Here is a 14,531-nt window from a genome sequence, read left to right as displayed (position 1 = left end):
CGGGCAGAGCTGATCGACGGCTGCCTCACCGAGACCGGATTACTCATGGGCGCCGGATGATCTACCGGCCCGCCACTGCGAGTTCAACCTCAGTATGTGCGTGGCTTCGCCGACCTGACGGGAGACCGGCATCCACTGCATCTGGATCCTGAATACGCCGCGAGGACGCGCTTTGGACAGCGAATCGCGCACGGTGCCCTGATGATGTCGACGCTGCTCGGTCTGGTGGAACTCCATCCGAGCTACCTGCAGTGCTTCTACGGCATGGACAAGGTTCGGTTCCGGGCACCTGTGTATCTGGGCGACGCGGTATGTGCGGAATCCGAAGTCGTCGACATCCAGCCTCGGCCCGGTGGCGGGGCTGCGGTGGTGACCAGCGAGGCGCGCTTGGTGAACCAGGATGGAACTCTTGTGTTCTCCGGTCTCTTCTCTCTGCTCGTGGCCGGCCGGAGCGAGGCTCTGGCCATGGAGGCGCAGGGCTGAATGCATGAGGGCGGGGCTTCGCCCGGCGTCCGTACAGAGGCCTGCATGTTCCGTGGTTCACCCTGCGCTGACGTCGCTCATCCTGAGAAGGCGACCGTCCCGGTCGTAGATCCCGATGACGCACGGTGACTTGCTTGAACGCCCAGTCCGTGAGGAGGTCTTCCTCACGGAGGCAGCGCTCGACTCCCGCGACCGCTACCAGGGACCACCGCAGCGCTCCGCCGCCTCGTGTCGTGGGCACGGCAAGCAGCTCTACGGTGACGCTGTTGCCTTTCCGGGATCGAAGCTCGGTCTCGCTGCTCCACGGCGAGCGCGTGACCAGAGCACGCCTGGCGCTTTCGGCCAACCGACCGCACAGCAGGTCGGTGGCGGGACGGCCGACGACTTCCGAGGGCGAGTAGCGCATGCACGCTTATTCGTTGAGACCGGAAGACGCGTCGGTGAATCCGGGGGACTCACCGACGCCGTGCAGGGCTTCCGCTCAGAAGTGGCCTGACGCCATGGGAGGGGGTCAGGATCGGACGACCGGGAGGACGAGGCGTGAGGGTCGTGCGGCGTCGTGGGCGATCTCCTGGTGGGCCGGGCGGAAGTCCGTGCCGCTGTCGACGGGTTCGCCGGTGTTGAGGTTGCGGTCCCAGCGCGGGAAGCTGCTGGAGGTGACGTGGACGCGCAGCCGGTGACCGGCGCGGAACACGTAGCTGGTGGACCATAGGTCCACGGCGTGCTCGGCGAACTCAGCAGGTGTGGCCTCCACCCGTACGATCCCGTCGACCACGTTGAGGGACACGCCCCCGGGGTCGACGTCGCACAGCCGGACCACCCAGTCCGTCGAGGGCGCGTCGGTCGCCGCATGCAGGAAGGCCCGGACCCGGCCGGTGACCTCCAGGTCCTCGGCCAGCGGCTCGCTGGTGTACACCAGCACGTCCTCCCTGGCCTCCACCCGCGCCTGGTCCAGCGGGCCCGGCCGGTACTCGCTGGACAGCAAGGTCGCGCCGCCCGTCGTCGGCACCGGATCCGCCGGATCGTACACGTACGTGTCAGCGCCCTCGTCGGCCTGCGAGGACCCGAAGGCGAGGGCGCCGTCCGCGCGCAGGAACAGGTCCGTGTCCACGGCACGGGACAGCGGCCACTCCCGCTCCTCGCGCCACTCGTTCCTTCCCATGACGAAGAGCAGCACCGGCGGCAGCTCGGGCCCGGACGGGGCGGCGTCGGGGGTGAGCCGCTGCCGGAACCACGCGCTCTGGACGTCGGTGAGCGTGCCGCGGAAACCGAGGAGGTCGGTGCTCGCTGCCATCCCGAAGTTGACGTCGCCGATCTGTCCCGTGCGGTTCGTGTGTGACCAGGGACCCATGATCAGCGTGGCCGGTCGCCCCGCCGCGCGGCTCTCGGCGTAGTTGTCCAACGTGCCCTGGCAGAAGATGTCGTACCAGCCGCCCAGGTTCAGGCTGGGCAGGTCGACCTCCGCCTGACGCCCCGCGACCCGGCACGCCGCACTCCACTCAGGATCCCGCAGCGCGTGTTCAAAGCCGAGTTCCTGGATGCCGTGGCGCTGAAAGGCGGGGTGGCGGCCGGCCGGAAGTTCCCAGTAGCCGGATGGGGCGGCCTGGTCCAGGTCGTGGACCAGCGCCCCCAGCGCCGGCCCCAGGGCGGCGGGGTCGTCGGCGTGCCGGCGCATCAGGGTGTCCACCCCCACCATGAGCGACCACGGCAGGGTGATGCCCAGCTCGACGGCCCCGCCGCGGGCGAAGAGCCCGTCGTCCGGTTCGGACCAGGTGATCTGGGGGGCGATGGCCTTCAGCTCCGGGGGCTTGGACAGCGCGGCCATCCACTGGGTGTTGCCGAAGTAGCTGCCCCCGATCATGCCGACCCGGCCGTTGGAGCCGGGGAGTGCGGCGGCCCAGCGCACGGTGTCGTAGCCGTCGTCCCCCTCGTACGTCCACGGCTCCCACTCGCCGTCCGAGGCGCACCGGCCCCGGGTGTCCTGGATCACGACGATGAACCCGCCTCGTGCCAGACCGAGCGGATCCATCATGGTGGCCATCATCGGGACGCTCTTCCCGTAGGGCAGACGGGCCAGCAGCACGGGGTACGGGCCACCCGAGGTGGGCCGGTGGACGTCGGCCCGCAGAACGGTGCCGTCACGCATGGTGGCAGGGACATTGTTCTCGACCGTCACGTCCATGTGCCGGCCTCCTTCGCAGTGCGTCGTCGCGGGATCACCGCACCCTTTCAGGGCGAACCCGGCCTCGGCACACCCGAATGGGGGGGCGGTCCTCACAGCACCCACCCGTTCGGGTGTGCCGGGCCGGGCGGATCTGCGGTCTTCTCTGCCCAGACGATGAGGAGGTGCACGGTGGACGACGTGGTCTCGCCGGGAGGCATCCTGCGCCGTGCGGCGGCGCGATACGCCGACAAGGTCGCCCTGGTGACGGCGGCTCGCACGATGACGTTCCGCGAACTCGACGCGGAGAGTGACCGGGTCGCGGCGGCGTTGGCCGCGCGCGGCGTGCGGCCGGGGCAGCCGGTGTCGCTGTACGCGCAGAACCGGTGGGAGTGGGTGGTGGCCTACCACGGGGCGCTCAAGGCGGGCGCGGTGGTCAACCCGGTGAACGTCATGCTCACTCCCGAGGAGCTGGCGTTCGTCCTGCGCGACTGCGCCGCCGCGGCGGTGTTCACCAGCTCGGAGCAGGCAGCCGATGTCCTCGCCCTGACCCGGGATCTGCCGGGCCTGGGCATGGTCGTCGCGTTCGACGATCCGCCGGAGGGTGCGGTGGGGTTCGCCGAGCTGCTCGCCTCCGACGGACCGGTGCCCGCCGTCGCGGCGGACCCGGCCGCTCCCTGCACGATCGGCTACACCTCCGGCACCACCGGGCACCCCAAGGGAGCGGTGCAGAGCCATCGCGCGGTGGTGACGAACTGCGCGCTGACCGCGACCATGCACGGCCGTACGTCCGCGGACGTCGTGGTGACGGCCCTGCCCGCCCCGCACGTCTACGGAAACGTGGTGATCAACGGCACCTTTCTGGCCGGCGGCACCGTGGTGCTCATGGAGCGGTTCCACCCGGCCGAGGCGCTGCGGCTGATCGGCGAGCACTCCGCGACGATGTTCGAGGGCGTGCCCGCGATGTACGCGATGATGCTCGCCGACGCGGCACTGGAGGCGGCCGACCTGACGTCCCTGACCCGCTGCACCGTCGGCGGGCAGACCATCCCGCTGTCGACGATCGAGCGGTGGCAGGCCCGCTCCGGCGCCCCGCTGATCGAGCTGTGGGGGATGACCGAGGTCGCGGGAGTGGGCACCACCCATGCCCTCCACGCCCCGCCTGTCCCCGGCTCGATCGGCGTGTCCGTGCCCGGTGTGGAGGTGCGCATCGCGGACCTGGACGACGTCGCGCGCGACGCTGCCCGCGGCGCACCCGGCGAGCTCATGGTGCGCGGCCCGATCGTCATGCTCGGCTACCACAACAACCCGCAGGCCACTGCCGAGACCATCGAGCCGGACGGCTGGCTTCACACCGGCGACATCGCCTCCATGACCGACACCGGGCACGTCTTCATCGTCGACCGCCGCAAGGACATGATCATCACCGGGGGTTACAACGTGTACCCAGCCGAGATCGAGCGGGTCCTCGCCGCACACCCCGCAGTCGCCATGGTCGCCGCGGGTCCGGTACCGGACCCGGTCAAGGGCGAGCTGGCGTGCGCGTACGTGGTGCTCGCCGCGGGAGCGCACGCCACCGAGGAGGAGCTGCTCGCCTTCGCCGGACAGTCGCTGGCGGCATACAAACGGCCGCGCGCGGTCCGCTTCGTCGACGACCTGCCCAAGACGTCCACCGGAAAGATCATGCGGCGGGAGCTGATCAAACGGTTCGAGCCGTGACATGGACGGCAGGTGCGGTGTTTGATGACGGCATGCCCGACCATCCCCTGCTGCAGCTCGGCGAGCAGTACGCGGAACTCCTCGCGGCACTGGACCGTGGGGAAGCCCTGCGCCGCGCCCTCGCGCTCCTCGCCGGTGATTCGGAGGTGGTGTGGGCGGCCCGGCCCGGCGCGGAGGGGGCGCTCTCCCTGGAACAGGTGGTCGGCGACCGGACCGGGATGCTGCGCGCGCTGCGGGTGCCGCCGGGCACGGGACTGACCGGCAAGGTGCACCGGTCGGGCCGGGCGGAGTGGGTCGACGACTACTTCGCCAGCGCCGAGATCACCCATACCTTCGACCGGCAGATCGCCGCCGAGGGGATGCGCCGGGTCCTGGCCGTGCCCCTGGTCCGGGACGGCCAGTCGCTGGGCGTCCTCGCCGTCGGCCCCCGCCGCGACGGGACCTTCGGGGACCGCGAGATCGAACGCGTCTCGGCGGTGGCCGCACAGGCCGCCCTCGCCGTGTCGATCGCCGACCGCGCCCGCCTGACCCGGGAGATCGCGGTCCACGAGGAGCGACGGCGGCTCGCAGCCGACCTCCACGACAGTGTGGGCGCGCTGCTGTTCGCCATCGGGTCCGGTATGGCCGATCTCGCCGACGCCGCGAGCGCCGATCCCGGCCTGCGCGCCCGGCTGGACCGCCTCCAGCGCCAGGCCGCGGACGCCACCACCGCCCTGCGTGAGTCCCTGCGCACGCTGCACTCCTCCCCCGCCGCTCTGGCCCTCGGCGTCGCCCTGCGCGCCGACTGCGCGGCCTTCGCCGACCGCACCGGCATCCCCGCCGAACTCGTGGTCCTGGACGAGGACCCGCCCGAGCTGCCCCCGTCCCGGTCGGAGGTGCTGCTGACAGCGGTACGGGAAGCTCTGCTGAACGTCGAGAAACACGCCCGCGCCAGCGCCGTGACCGTGTCGGTCCGGCGCAGCGGCCCACTGCTGACCGTCGCCCTGCACGACGACGGCATCGGACTGGCCCCGGACCACCAACCGGGCCTCGGCCTCACCAAGACCGCCGAGGCCCTCGGCCGGCTGGGCGGCTCCGTCCGCGTCGTGCCGGACCCGGACGGCGGCACGATCTGGCGGGCGCAACTGCCATGCTGACCACCCGCCCGACGCGGATCGTGGTCGTGGACGATCACCCGGTCGTCCACGACGGCGTCGCGGCGCAGCTGAACGGGTACGCCGACCTGGCCGTCGTCGGCCACGCCGAGACCGGCGCCGAAGCCGTCGCGCTATGCGCGCGGGAACAGCCCGATGTCGTCCTGCTCGACCTCCGCCTCCCCGACCGCCTCGCCGCCGAGGTCGTCCCGGCGGTGCACCGGGTCAGCCCCCACAGCCGCGTCCTGCTCTTCACCGCCTTCCCCGAACACGCCGCCGTCGCACCGACGCTGGCCGCCGGAGCCAGCGGACTGCTCGTCAAGGACGCCGGCGGCACGGCCGTACGCGACGCGATCCGCAGCGTCGCCCGCAACGGCTCCTTCCGCACCGGCCAAGCCGCCTCCCATGCCGCTCTGGTCACGGCCCGCGAGTACGACGTCCTGCGCCTCGTCGCGGCCGGCCACACCAACCCCGAGATCGCGGACGAACTGAACCTGTCGGTCAACACCGTCAAGGGGTATCTCCGGGAGATGATGCACAAGCTCGCCGCTCGCAACCGGGCCCAGCTGATCGTCAACGCCCAGACACACGGCCTGTTGTGACCGCTTGCCGCCGATCTGCGGAGAATCACCCGCTCGCCGGCAGGAAGTCCTCGAAGAGGCCGCGACTCGCCCGGTGCGGGTGGCCTGCTCAGCCGGTGAGCCGCTCAGGTGCCTCCTCCCGGTTCACGCCGTCGGGGGTTCCGAGACCCGGGTGCCGGCCGAGCCGGTCCGGTACGCGATCGGTCCTCCGTGACGCCCGTCTGACCGTGGGCGGTCACGCACCGGGCAGCGCCACCACCTCGTCCGCCGCGAACAGAACGCCCACCCGCTCACCGGTCTGCGGTGCCTCTGGCAGGGCGCAGGTCGCCTGGAGCCCGGGGCCCTGTTCCGGCCGCAGGGGCAGGGTGATCCGGTCGCCTTGGAAGGTCCGCCCGGTCACGGTGCAGGGCAGGCCGTCCGGGGCCGGGACCAGCCGGACGCCCGCCGGGCGGATCAGCAGCCCGCAGCGACCCTCGGCCGTGCCGGGCGGCACCGGGACCTTGCCCCAGGGGGTTTCGGCGGTCTCGCCTCGTACGGTCGCCTCGGTCGTGACGTTGTCGAAGCCGAGGAAGCGGGCGACGAACGCCGAGGCGGGGCGCTGCCACATCTCGAGCGGGGTGCCGGACTGGGCGATCCGTCCGTCCCGCATGACGATCCCCCGGTCGGCCAGCGCCAACGCCTTGCCCTGGTCATGAGTGACGGCCAGCACGGTGGTGCCCAACTCACGGAAGAGCTGACGCAGTTCGAGGACGAGCCGTTCCCGCAGGGAGCGGTCGAGCTGGCCGAGCGGCTCGTCCAGCATCAGCAGTCGGGGCTGCGGGGCCAGCGCCCTGGCCGGCGCGACGCGCTGCTGTTCGCCCTCGGAGAGGGAGGCGATGGCGCGGCGCTGGGCACCGGGCAGGCCGACGAGGTCCAGGAGCGAGGCGACCCGCTGCTCGCGCCGGGCCCGCTCCTCGCCCCGCATCCGCAGTCCGAAGGCGATGTTGCCCGCGACGTCGCGCTGCGGGAAGAGCTGGTGGTCCTGGAACATCAGGCCGAGTCCCCGCCGGTGGACGGGCACCCCGCTCTGGTCCTGGCCCGCGAGCAGCACCCGTCCGGTGTGGGTGGGCTCGAGCCCGGCCACGACTCGCAGCAGAGTGGACTTGCCGCTGCCGCTGGGGCCCAGCACACAGACGATCTCCCGCTCCGCGACGGTCAGTTCCACCGAGTCGAGCACGGCGCGCTCGCCGAAGCGGACGGTGACGGAGTCGAGTTGGAGCGACGCCATCAGAACTCTCCTTCTGCCGAACGACCGGTACGACCAGTACGCCCCGTACGGGCGCGCTCGAGCGTCAGCAGGGTGTGGCGCACACCAGCATGAGGATGGTGCTCAGGGCCATCGCCTGCCCGTAGTTGAGTTCCCCGGCCCGGCCCAGGAAGCGTTCGACGGCCACCGGGAGGGTGGGCGCATCGGGGCGGGCGATGAAGACGGTCGCCCGAAACTCGCCCAGCGATACGGCGAAGGCGAAGCCCGCCGCGATCAGCAGGGCCCGGCGCACCAGCGGCAGATCCACCTCTTCTCGCGCTTGCGTACGGTCCAGGCGTGCACGCCGAGCAGGCAGGCGACGGCGGCCTGGGCCTTCAGGCGGTCCCGGCGAAGGTCGAGGGGTTGCGGTCGAAAGCGAAACGCCTGGTGGAGCGGGGGTGGGCGCTCCAGACGCCGCCTGGGATGTTCACTCCGCTCGGGGCACCGGCCGACTGAAGGCGCCGGGGCAGCGCCCGGCCAGGCGGCTGCTCATGAGCATGGTCATGGACCACAGCACCATGGCCTCGTGCATGGCGGGCAGCGTCTCGTAGTCGCGCACCAAGCGACGCGAGCGCATCAGCCAGCCCAGGGTGCGTTCCACGACCCACCTGCGCGGCAGCACCACGAACCCCATGGTGTCGTCGGTGCGTTTGACGATCTCAAGAGTGAGCCGGCACTTCTCGGCCGCCCAGTCGACGAGCCGGCCCGCATAGCCGCCGTCCGCCCAGACGAGACGGATGGAGAAGTACATGGTGCGCAGCCGCTCCAGCAAAGGCATCGCGGCGTCGCGGTCCTGCACGCTCGCCGCGGTCACCGCGACAGCCAGGACCAGGCCGAGGCAGTCCACCACCAGGTGCCGCTTGCGCCCGCCCACCTTCTTCCCACCGTCCCACCCGGACGTCGAGCGCGGAATGTTCGCCGCTGCCCGCAACGACTGTGAGTCCACGATGGCGGCCGTCGGGTCCAGCGAACGGCCTTCCTTCCGACGCACCTTGTCGCGCAGCCGGTCGTGGAGCTCGGCAAGCAGACCTGTCACCTGCCAGCGGCGGGCGAACGCGTGCACCCGCCGGTACGGCGGGAAGTCACAGGGCAGGTTGACCCACTTCACGCCGTTGTCGACGACGTAGCGGACCGCGTCAAGCATCACACGGTGGCAATAACCCTCCGGCTGCCCGCCCCGCCCCTGCAGCCATGCGGGGACCGGCAGCAGCGGCCGGATGACCTGCCACTCTGCCTCCGTCAGATCGGAGCCGTAACACCGCCCGCGGTCCGGCCCGTCCGCCGCGTTGCCGAACCTGTGCGCGAGACAGTCACACGCCGGAGACGGTGCGTTGGACTCCAGGGACGCGAGCACGAAAGACTGCGGCAACAGGGCTTCCTGGGACTGCTCGGACGGGATCGCACCCCCGAACTACCAAGAGGCCCTGCCTTTATGCGCCGCTCCTGCCGCGATCACCCGATCAGGACCCCTGTTCGACCAGACAAGTCCGTTGAGCGGTAAGCGGAAGCCTTCTGACTGCCTCCGAGCGCCTCTGCAACCCGACCTAGCAGGTCACAGCCGATCCGGCCCGCGAAAGCGCAGGTCAGAAAGGTGCTCCAGGAATACCCGGCGTACAGCCCGACTCGTCTGCCACTACCTGCGGCTCTGCCTTGGTGAAGGGCCTCTGACCTGCGTCGAGGTCCCTTTCCGATCTTTCAGGGGCTTGCCGCGTTAGGCCGCCGGAAGTCCTTCGGAAGTCCCTCAGACAGAGCTGAAGGTCCCTGAAAAGTCCCGGGAGCGGAGGGGCGGGCGAGGTCTCTGGGCAGGGAGCTTGCGAGCTGGTGGCGGACGTCGGCAGTGGCACCTGTTTGGTACTGGCTTCCTGGTATCCCACGCGCCGGGGCGGCGACCGCGAGGTTGGATCGCTCCAGGCATCTGCACCGGCCCAGGGTGTGTACCGCGCACGCGGGTCTCCGCCGGGCAGGCTGAACGGACTTGGCGGCCTCTGCGGCAGGCCTGGGCGATAGCCTGGTGAACGCTGTCACCAGGCCTCTTCCGCATCTGGTGGCCGTGCGCAACGTGCGTGACCACGCCTGAGGACGATCCGCATCACCGAGTTCTGGCGCGGTGTCGTCCTCGCCCCCAGTGACGGCAGTGACACCTTCGCCCTCGTCAAGATCCTCCCGCCTGACGCGGCGCTGGAGTGGGCCGCCAAGCGACTCTGCACCGTGAACTCCGCCACCCGCAGTCCCGTGACCGCCGCATCGCCCGGCTCGCAGCTCAACTCCTCGATCAAAGCCAAGTCCCGTAGAAGCCCGCCCCGGCTGGGTGAAGAAGCCGGAGCCCACGGCCTGAGCCGACCTGATCCCGGTCCAAAGCCGCCTCACCTCAGCGGGCGCCATCTGATCGAAGCAACCCAAGCCGGAGGCGTTCAGGCTCCAGGAGCGGGTGGCGTGGTGACGGGGGCGCCGGCCAGGCCGTTGTGGACCAAGGCCAGGAACTCTTCGTCGGTGAGGCCGAGTTCGCGCGCCTGAGTAACGAGACGATGCACCGCCTCGGTGAGCCGGGCCTGGTCAACGGCGCCGGGGGCCGCGGTGATCACCGCGCCTCGGCCACGGCGCAGCTCGATGAGTCCCTCGCCACGCAGTCGCTGGTATCCGCGGAGCACCGTGTGCACGTTGACGCCCAGCGACTCGGCGACCTCGCGGGCGGGCGGTAGCCGCTCGCCGGGGGCCGCCGTGCCGTTGGCGATCGCCCCCCGTACACAGGCGGCGATCTGCTCGCCCAGCGGCACGGGCGAGCCGGGAAGCACCCGGAACAGCATCGCTAGTCGCGCTCCCCCGCCTGACGGTCCACCAGGCCGTTGAGCAGCGCGGCCGCCGTGGTCGAGTCGTCGACGGTGACCACGTATTCGCGTCCAACCGTCGTACGGACCGACAGCGCCTCTCCCGAACGCACCACCACGCCCCGGCGGTTCGGGCGTATCCGGTAGCCCCAACCGCCGAAGTCGCCGATGGCGTTGACCTGGACGCTGTCGGCGCCGACGAGGTCGCCGAGCGGCAGGGCCAGCCGCGGCCTGGGCAGCACTGTCGAGGTGACCGCGAGTCCGCGCCGGTCGACGGTTACCCGGACAGTGGCGAACGGGACGCAGCTCAGGCCGAGGACGAGCAGCAGCGGTCCTGCCCACCAAGGGGCGAACGCCACGGCGAACAGCCCGCTGAGCGCGACGGCGCCGGCCAAGAACAGCATCGGGCGGAAGACCGTTGTGCGGCTCCAGGCCGCGGCTTCCCCCTCGGCCAGCGGCAGCGAGGGAGCCGGCGGTACGGGCGCCGGGCGCGGCCCGGCGCCGATGAGCCACCAGGCCAAGGCACCGGTGGACACGCCCAAGAACAGCAGCACGGCCACATGCCACATCGGCAACTCAACGTCGGCCGGGTCCTGGACGTCCGCGTTGACGAGGACGGTGAGGATCAGCGGATACCCGAGCGTGACGGCCGTGCCGGCGCCGATCGCCGCGGTCAGCCGCGACCCCGAGCCCTCTTGAGCGACCACGGTCAGCACGGTGAACAGCAGCCCGAGACCGACGAGCAGGCCACCGGCGAACCACAACGCGGTGGTGCGGCTCATGAAGCCGTCAGCGCCGCCATCCTCCGAGAAATGGGTGGCGATCTGCCCAGGCAGCCGGTCGTAGTACGCCACAGAGATCCCGACGTAGGCGGCGGTGGCGATGCCGAACGGCACGGCGGTCAGGGTGCCCCGGCGGACAGTGGTCATCCAACTCCCCTCCTCCTTGCAATTGTTCGCATTGAAGTAGAACAACTGCATCATACCCAGACCCGCCCGCCTTCATAGGTCCTGCACCCGAAGCATCGACGGAACCGTCTGCAGATGGCCAGAGGGCGCCCTTGACCAGCCCCATGAGGGCTGCTCCGCTTGGTGAGTCGGGGTGTCGGATTCGGGGGGTCGTCTTCGTGGCCAGGTTGGTTCCAGAGGCGCTGGTTCGGGTCAACGGCTGCGGAGGTGATGCGGCTGGTTCCGCCGTCGGCCTGGCGGAGCGGGCATGAGGTTACGGCGCGGCGTCGCCGTTGCCGCCATCGCGGGCGGTGTCGCGATCATCACGATGCTGATCGGGCTCGTCACGAACGCGGTGTCCGATCAGGCGCGCTGGCCCGGTTTCCTTGGGTGGATCCAGCAGCATGCGTGGTCGTCGTTCATCGCCTTGGGTGTGGCCCTGGTCGGGCTGACGGCGTTGCCCGCGGCCTTGTCGGAGTCGCGGGCACTCGGGCGGACCCCGGCGCCGCAACCCCGTCCGGACGACGCGGTGGGGCCGCCGGGCGCCGCCCTGGTTCTCCGTTCGTTACCGAGGGACACGACGGCGTTCACCAACCGGTCGACCGAGCTGGAACGCCTGGTGGTGTCGGTGAGGACCTCGCAGGAGAACGGGGAGTCACTGCCGGTTCATGTGATCGACGGGATGCCCGGGGTCGGCAAGACCGCGTTCGCGGTGCGCGCCGGGCACGTCCTTTCGGAGCGGTTCCCGGACGGGCAGCTCTTCGTGAACCTCAACGGGCACACGCCGGGACAGAGCCCGGTCCACCCCGCCGAGGCGCTGGCCTCGCTGCTGGCGGCTGCCGGAGTGCCGACGCAGCAGATACCGGTCGGTGATGACCTGGGGGCGGTCACGGAGGCCCGGGCCGCGATGTGGCGGAGCCGCCTCGCGGACAAGAGAGCGCTGCTCATCCTCGACAACGCGGCGAGCTACCGGCAGTTGGAGCCCTTGCTTCCCGGCGGGAGCGAGTGTCTGGTGCTCGTGACGAGCCGCAGGCGACTGGCCGTGCACGAGGAAGTGGTGCTGCCGGTCGAGGAGTTGCCGCCGGACTACGCGGTCGACCTGTTCGTACGGCTCAGTGGGCGTCCGCTCGATGTGCTCGGCCGTCAGGTGGTCGAGGAACTGGTGCGGACGTGTGGGTATCTGCCGCTGGGCGTGTCACTGCTCGCGGCGCGGTTGCGGCACCACCCGGCCTGGAGCGCCGGGGATCTCCGGGAGCGTCTGGCGGCGGCCGGGGACCGGCTGGGGGAGTTCCGTGCCGGTGAGAGGGCGGTCGTCGCGGCCTTCCAGCTCTCCTATCGGGACCTTCCGCGGGCGCGGCAGGACTTCTTCCGAAGCCTGGGTTTCTACCCGGGTACAGACATATCGGAGCATGCCGGTGCCGCGCTCGCCGCGACGGGGGTCGTGGAGGCTCGCGGTCACCTTGAGGCGCTCTATGACGACCATCTGATCGACGAACACCCCGGGAGCCGCTACCGGCTTCACGACCTGTTGCGTGACTATGCCCGTCGTCTCGCGGGTGAGGGAGGCAGCGTGGAACATGTTCAGGCCGTCCAGCGTGTGTGTACGTACTACCTGGCCGCTCTCGCCGTCGCGAACACCTACATCGTCCGCAGTGGCGCCGTCGCGCCCCCTGTGCCGGATGGCACGGCCGGCGTGGAGACGCCCGCGATGGGATCCCGTACGGCTGCTGTCGGATGGCTGGAGAGCGAGCGGGCCAATGTCCTGTCGTGCATCGAACAGGCGAACAGACTGGCCATGCATGATCTCGTGATCGGTCTGGCCGCGGCGATGGCCCCCTTCCTTCGTCAGGCAGGGCCCTGGGACCAGGCCGTCGGCCTGCACCGGGCTGCTGCCGAGGCGGCCCGGCGTACGGGTGACCGGCGGGCCTTGGCCGGGGCCCTGGCCGAACTCGGCGTCGTGCGGCGCTTCATGGCCGCGTACGGGGAGGCGACCGAGGCGCTGAGCGAGGCGGCGGCACGCTACGACGAGGCCGGTGACCGGAAGGGCAAGGCCGACGCCCTGAACCAGGCGGGGATCGTCTGGTACCTGACCGCCGACAACGAGTCGGCGGAGCGCGCCCAGAGCGAAGCACTGGCCATTTACCGGGAGTTGGGAGACCGGCTCGGGCAGGCGAACGCGCTCGCGGACCTCGGTATGGTGCGCAGGCAGACCAGCCGGTTCGACGCGGCCGTCGAGGCCCAGTCCGAGGCGCTGTCGATCTACCGCGAACTGGGTGACCGGTACGGTGAGGCCAACTCGCTCCGTGACCTGGGTGTCGTGCACTGCCTGACGGGCGAGTACGAACGAGCGGCCCGGCGGCACCGCGAAGCGTTCGACATCTACCGCCGACTCGACGACCGCGTCCACCAGGCGTACGCCCTCAACGAACTCGGTGTCGTGCAGCGCATCACCGGGAATCCCGCCGGGGCACGGGAGGACCACACCCGGGCGCTGGAGTACTACACCGAACTCGGTGACCGGTTCGGCCGCGCCAACAGCATTCGGCACCTCGGGGCGCTGGACCGGGTTTGCGGGAACAACCCGGACGCGGTCCGCCGGCTGGAGGAGGCCCTGGCGGTGTATCGCGACCTCGGCAGCCGCGGGGGCGAAGCCGCGGCGCTGAGTGAACTGGGTGCCGCACGGGGCGGTGCCGGAGACCGGGGCGGTGCGCTGGAGGCGTTCCGGCGCAGTCTGGAGCTCTCGCGTGAACTGGGCGATCGGTGTGCCGAGGCGGAAGTGCTCAACAACTGGGGAGCGCTGTTGCACGCGTTCGGTGATCCGGGCGCCGGGCGCGGGTACTTCGAGCAGGCGGTGCGACTGGCCCGGGATGTCCACTGCCCGCTTGAGGAAGCCAGGGGGCTGGAGGGGATCGGGCGCTGTGAGCGGGTGATCGGCAGGAGCGGTGCGGCTGAGAGCCCACTGCGTGAAGCGGCCACGATCTACCGGCAGTTGGGCCTGGGAGCGGCGGTGGCAGAGATCGAGCGGTTACTGGTGCGACGGCCACGATGAGTACGTAACGTGAGGATGATGTTGCGGAGTGTGGCTGGTTCGCGTCTCACGCAAGAGATGCGGAAACTGCTACCTTGGCTCTAAGTTTGATCTTTCAACCATTGATCGCCGCGTTGATTCTCCGCGGCGCGGCACACCAGGGGGCGTTGAATGGCGTTGGACGCGGCTCTTACGACGGTGTGTTGTGGTGTGGAGGAGTCGGAGCCGACTGAGCGACCCGCGGTCCTGGACCGTGTAGCCGACCTCGTGCGGCAACGTCTGGCGGCGGAGCAATCGTCACCGGACCAGGTCGCTGACGGCAGCCACGGAGCGTCCCTCATACGGCCGCTGCCGCAGTAAGAGCGTCGC

Annotated in this window: 11 protein-coding genes and 2 pseudogenes; 7 read left to right on the top strand and 6 right to left on the bottom strand. The window is 70.7% G+C overall.

The window, feature by feature from the left end; all coding sequences use genetic code 11:
• Positions 1 to 75 precede the first annotated feature (75 nt).
• Complete coding sequence (locus ACWD3C_RS26635) at positions 76 to 483, top strand: MaoC/PaaZ C-terminal domain-containing protein (protein WP_451148099.1); 408 nt, start codon at positions 76 to 78, stop codon at positions 481 to 483.
• 511 nt (positions 484 to 994) lie between these two features.
• On the opposite strand, the gene ACWD3C_RS26630 is transcribed toward ACWD3C_RS26635, so the two are convergent.
• Entirely contained in the window at positions 995 to 2,665 is a 1,671-nt protein-coding gene (locus ACWD3C_RS26630) for a CocE/NonD family hydrolase (RefSeq protein ID WP_451148095.1), read from the bottom strand.
• Positions 2,666 to 2,836: 171 nt separating this feature from the next.
• Here ACWD3C_RS26630 and ACWD3C_RS26625 point away from each other — a divergent pair, with 171 nt between their 5' ends.
• From ACWD3C_RS26625 to ACWD3C_RS26615, 3 genes are read left to right on the top strand one after another with little or no spacing between them, the layout of a single operon-like run.
• Entirely contained in the window at positions 2,837 to 4,363 is a 1,527-nt protein-coding gene (locus tag ACWD3C_RS26625; protein ID WP_451148093.1) for a class I adenylate-forming enzyme family protein, read from the top strand.
• Positions 4,364 to 4,395: 32 nt separating this feature from the next.
• A complete protein-coding gene (locus ACWD3C_RS26620; RefSeq protein WP_451148091.1) occupies positions 4,396 to 5,499 on the top strand; it encodes a GAF domain-containing sensor histidine kinase in 1,104 nt (367 codons plus the stop codon).
• Positions 5,493 to 6,098 (top strand): response regulator transcription factor, encoded by a 606-nt coding sequence (locus ACWD3C_RS26615; RefSeq protein WP_451148089.1) that lies wholly within the window; start codon positions 5,493 to 5,495, stop codon positions 6,096 to 6,098. The genes ACWD3C_RS26620 and ACWD3C_RS26615 overlap by 7 nt, the downstream gene beginning before the upstream one ends.
• A 214-nt stretch (positions 6,099 to 6,312) precedes the next feature.
• Here the strand turns inward: ACWD3C_RS26615 and ACWD3C_RS26610 are convergent, their stop codons facing one another.
• The 3 genes and pseudogenes from ACWD3C_RS26610 to ACWD3C_RS26600 all read right to left on the bottom strand — a co-directional run bounded on the left by ACWD3C_RS26610 (position 6,313) and on the right by ACWD3C_RS26600 (position 8,731).
• On the bottom strand, positions 6,313 to 7,344 hold the full coding sequence (locus ACWD3C_RS26610; RefSeq protein ID WP_451148087.1) for an ABC transporter ATP-binding protein: 1,032 nt from the start codon (positions 7,342 to 7,344) through the stop codon (positions 6,313 to 6,315).
• Positions 7,344 to 7,687 (bottom strand): annotated as a pseudogene (locus ACWD3C_RS26605) (iron ABC transporter permease); the annotation flags it as partial. The pseudogene ACWD3C_RS26605 and the gene ACWD3C_RS26610, both read right to left, overlap by 1 nt.
• Before the next feature lie 102 nt (positions 7,688 to 7,789).
• Complete coding sequence (locus ACWD3C_RS26600; RefSeq protein WP_451148085.1) at positions 7,790 to 8,731, bottom strand: IS5 family transposase; 942 nt, start codon at positions 8,729 to 8,731, stop codon at positions 7,790 to 7,792.
• 669 nt (positions 8,732 to 9,400) lie between these two features.
• On the opposite strand from ACWD3C_RS26600, the pseudogene ACWD3C_RS26595 reads away from it, so the two are divergent.
• Positions 9,401 to 9,591 (top strand): annotated as a pseudogene (locus ACWD3C_RS26595) (hypothetical protein); the annotation flags it as partial.
• 182 nt (positions 9,592 to 9,773) lie between these two features.
• Here the strand turns inward: ACWD3C_RS26595 and ACWD3C_RS26590 are convergent.
• Complete coding sequence (locus tag ACWD3C_RS26590) at positions 9,774 to 10,166, bottom strand: GntR family transcriptional regulator (protein ID WP_451148083.1); 393 nt, start codon at positions 10,164 to 10,166, stop codon at positions 9,774 to 9,776.
• Between the two features lie 2 nt (positions 10,167 to 10,168).
• Positions 10,169 to 11,116, bottom strand: coding sequence for a DUF1648 domain-containing protein (locus tag ACWD3C_RS26585; RefSeq protein ID WP_451148081.1), 948 nt, complete (start codon positions 11,114 to 11,116; stop codon positions 10,169 to 10,171).
• Positions 11,117 to 11,402: 286 nt separating this feature from the next.
• Here ACWD3C_RS26585 and haaT point away from each other — a divergent pair, with 286 nt between their 5' ends.
• The gene (gene haaT, locus ACWD3C_RS26580; RefSeq protein ID WP_451148079.1) at positions 11,403 to 14,183 is read left to right on the top strand and encodes a cyclophane-containing RiPP biosynthesis TPR protein HaaT; all 2,781 of its coding nucleotides are present in this window, start codon (positions 11,403 to 11,405) and stop codon (positions 14,181 to 14,183) included.
• A gap of 150 nt (positions 14,184 to 14,333) precedes the next feature.
• On the top strand, positions 14,334 to 14,522 hold the full coding sequence (gene haaA / locus ACWD3C_RS26575) for a HaaA family cyclophane-containing RiPP peptide (protein WP_451148077.1): 189 nt from the start codon (positions 14,334 to 14,336) through the stop codon (positions 14,520 to 14,522).
• The last annotated feature ends 9 nt before the right edge of the window (positions 14,523 to 14,531 follow it).

The sequence above is a fragment of the Streptomyces sp. NPDC002845 genome, assembly GCF_053591955.1.
Note: the sequence above shows the minus strand (reverse complement) of the source record. Positions and strands in the feature narration are given on the sequence as shown.

Bases quoted from the DNA above. Each gene is read 5' to 3' on its own strand.
- ACWD3C_RS26630 (WP_451148095.1), bottom strand. From the start codon at position 2,665: ATGGACGTGACGGTCGAGAACAATGTCCCTGCCACCATGCGTGACGGC.
- ACWD3C_RS26620 (WP_451148091.1), top strand. From the start codon at position 4,396: ATGCCCGACCATCCCCTGCTGCAGCTCGGCGAGCAGTACGCGGAACTC.
- ACWD3C_RS26615 (WP_451148089.1), top strand. From the start codon at position 5,493: ATGCTGACCACCCGCCCGACGCGGATCGTGGTCGTGGACGATCACCCG.
- ACWD3C_RS26610 (WP_451148087.1), bottom strand. From the start codon at position 7,344: ATGGCGTCGCTCCAACTCGACTCCGTCACCGTCCGCTTCGGCGAGCGC.
- ACWD3C_RS26590 (WP_451148083.1), bottom strand. From the start codon at position 10,166: ATGCTGTTCCGGGTGCTTCCCGGCTCGCCCGTGCCGCTGGGCGAGCAG.
- ACWD3C_RS26585 (WP_451148081.1), bottom strand. From the start codon at position 11,116: ATGACCACTGTCCGCCGGGGCACCCTGACCGCCGTGCCGTTCGGCATC.
- haaT (WP_451148079.1), top strand. From the start codon at position 11,403: ATGAGGTTACGGCGCGGCGTCGCCGTTGCCGCCATCGCGGGCGGTGTC.
- haaA (WP_451148077.1), top strand. From the start codon at position 14,334: ATGGCGTTGGACGCGGCTCTTACGACGGTGTGTTGTGGTGTGGAGGAG.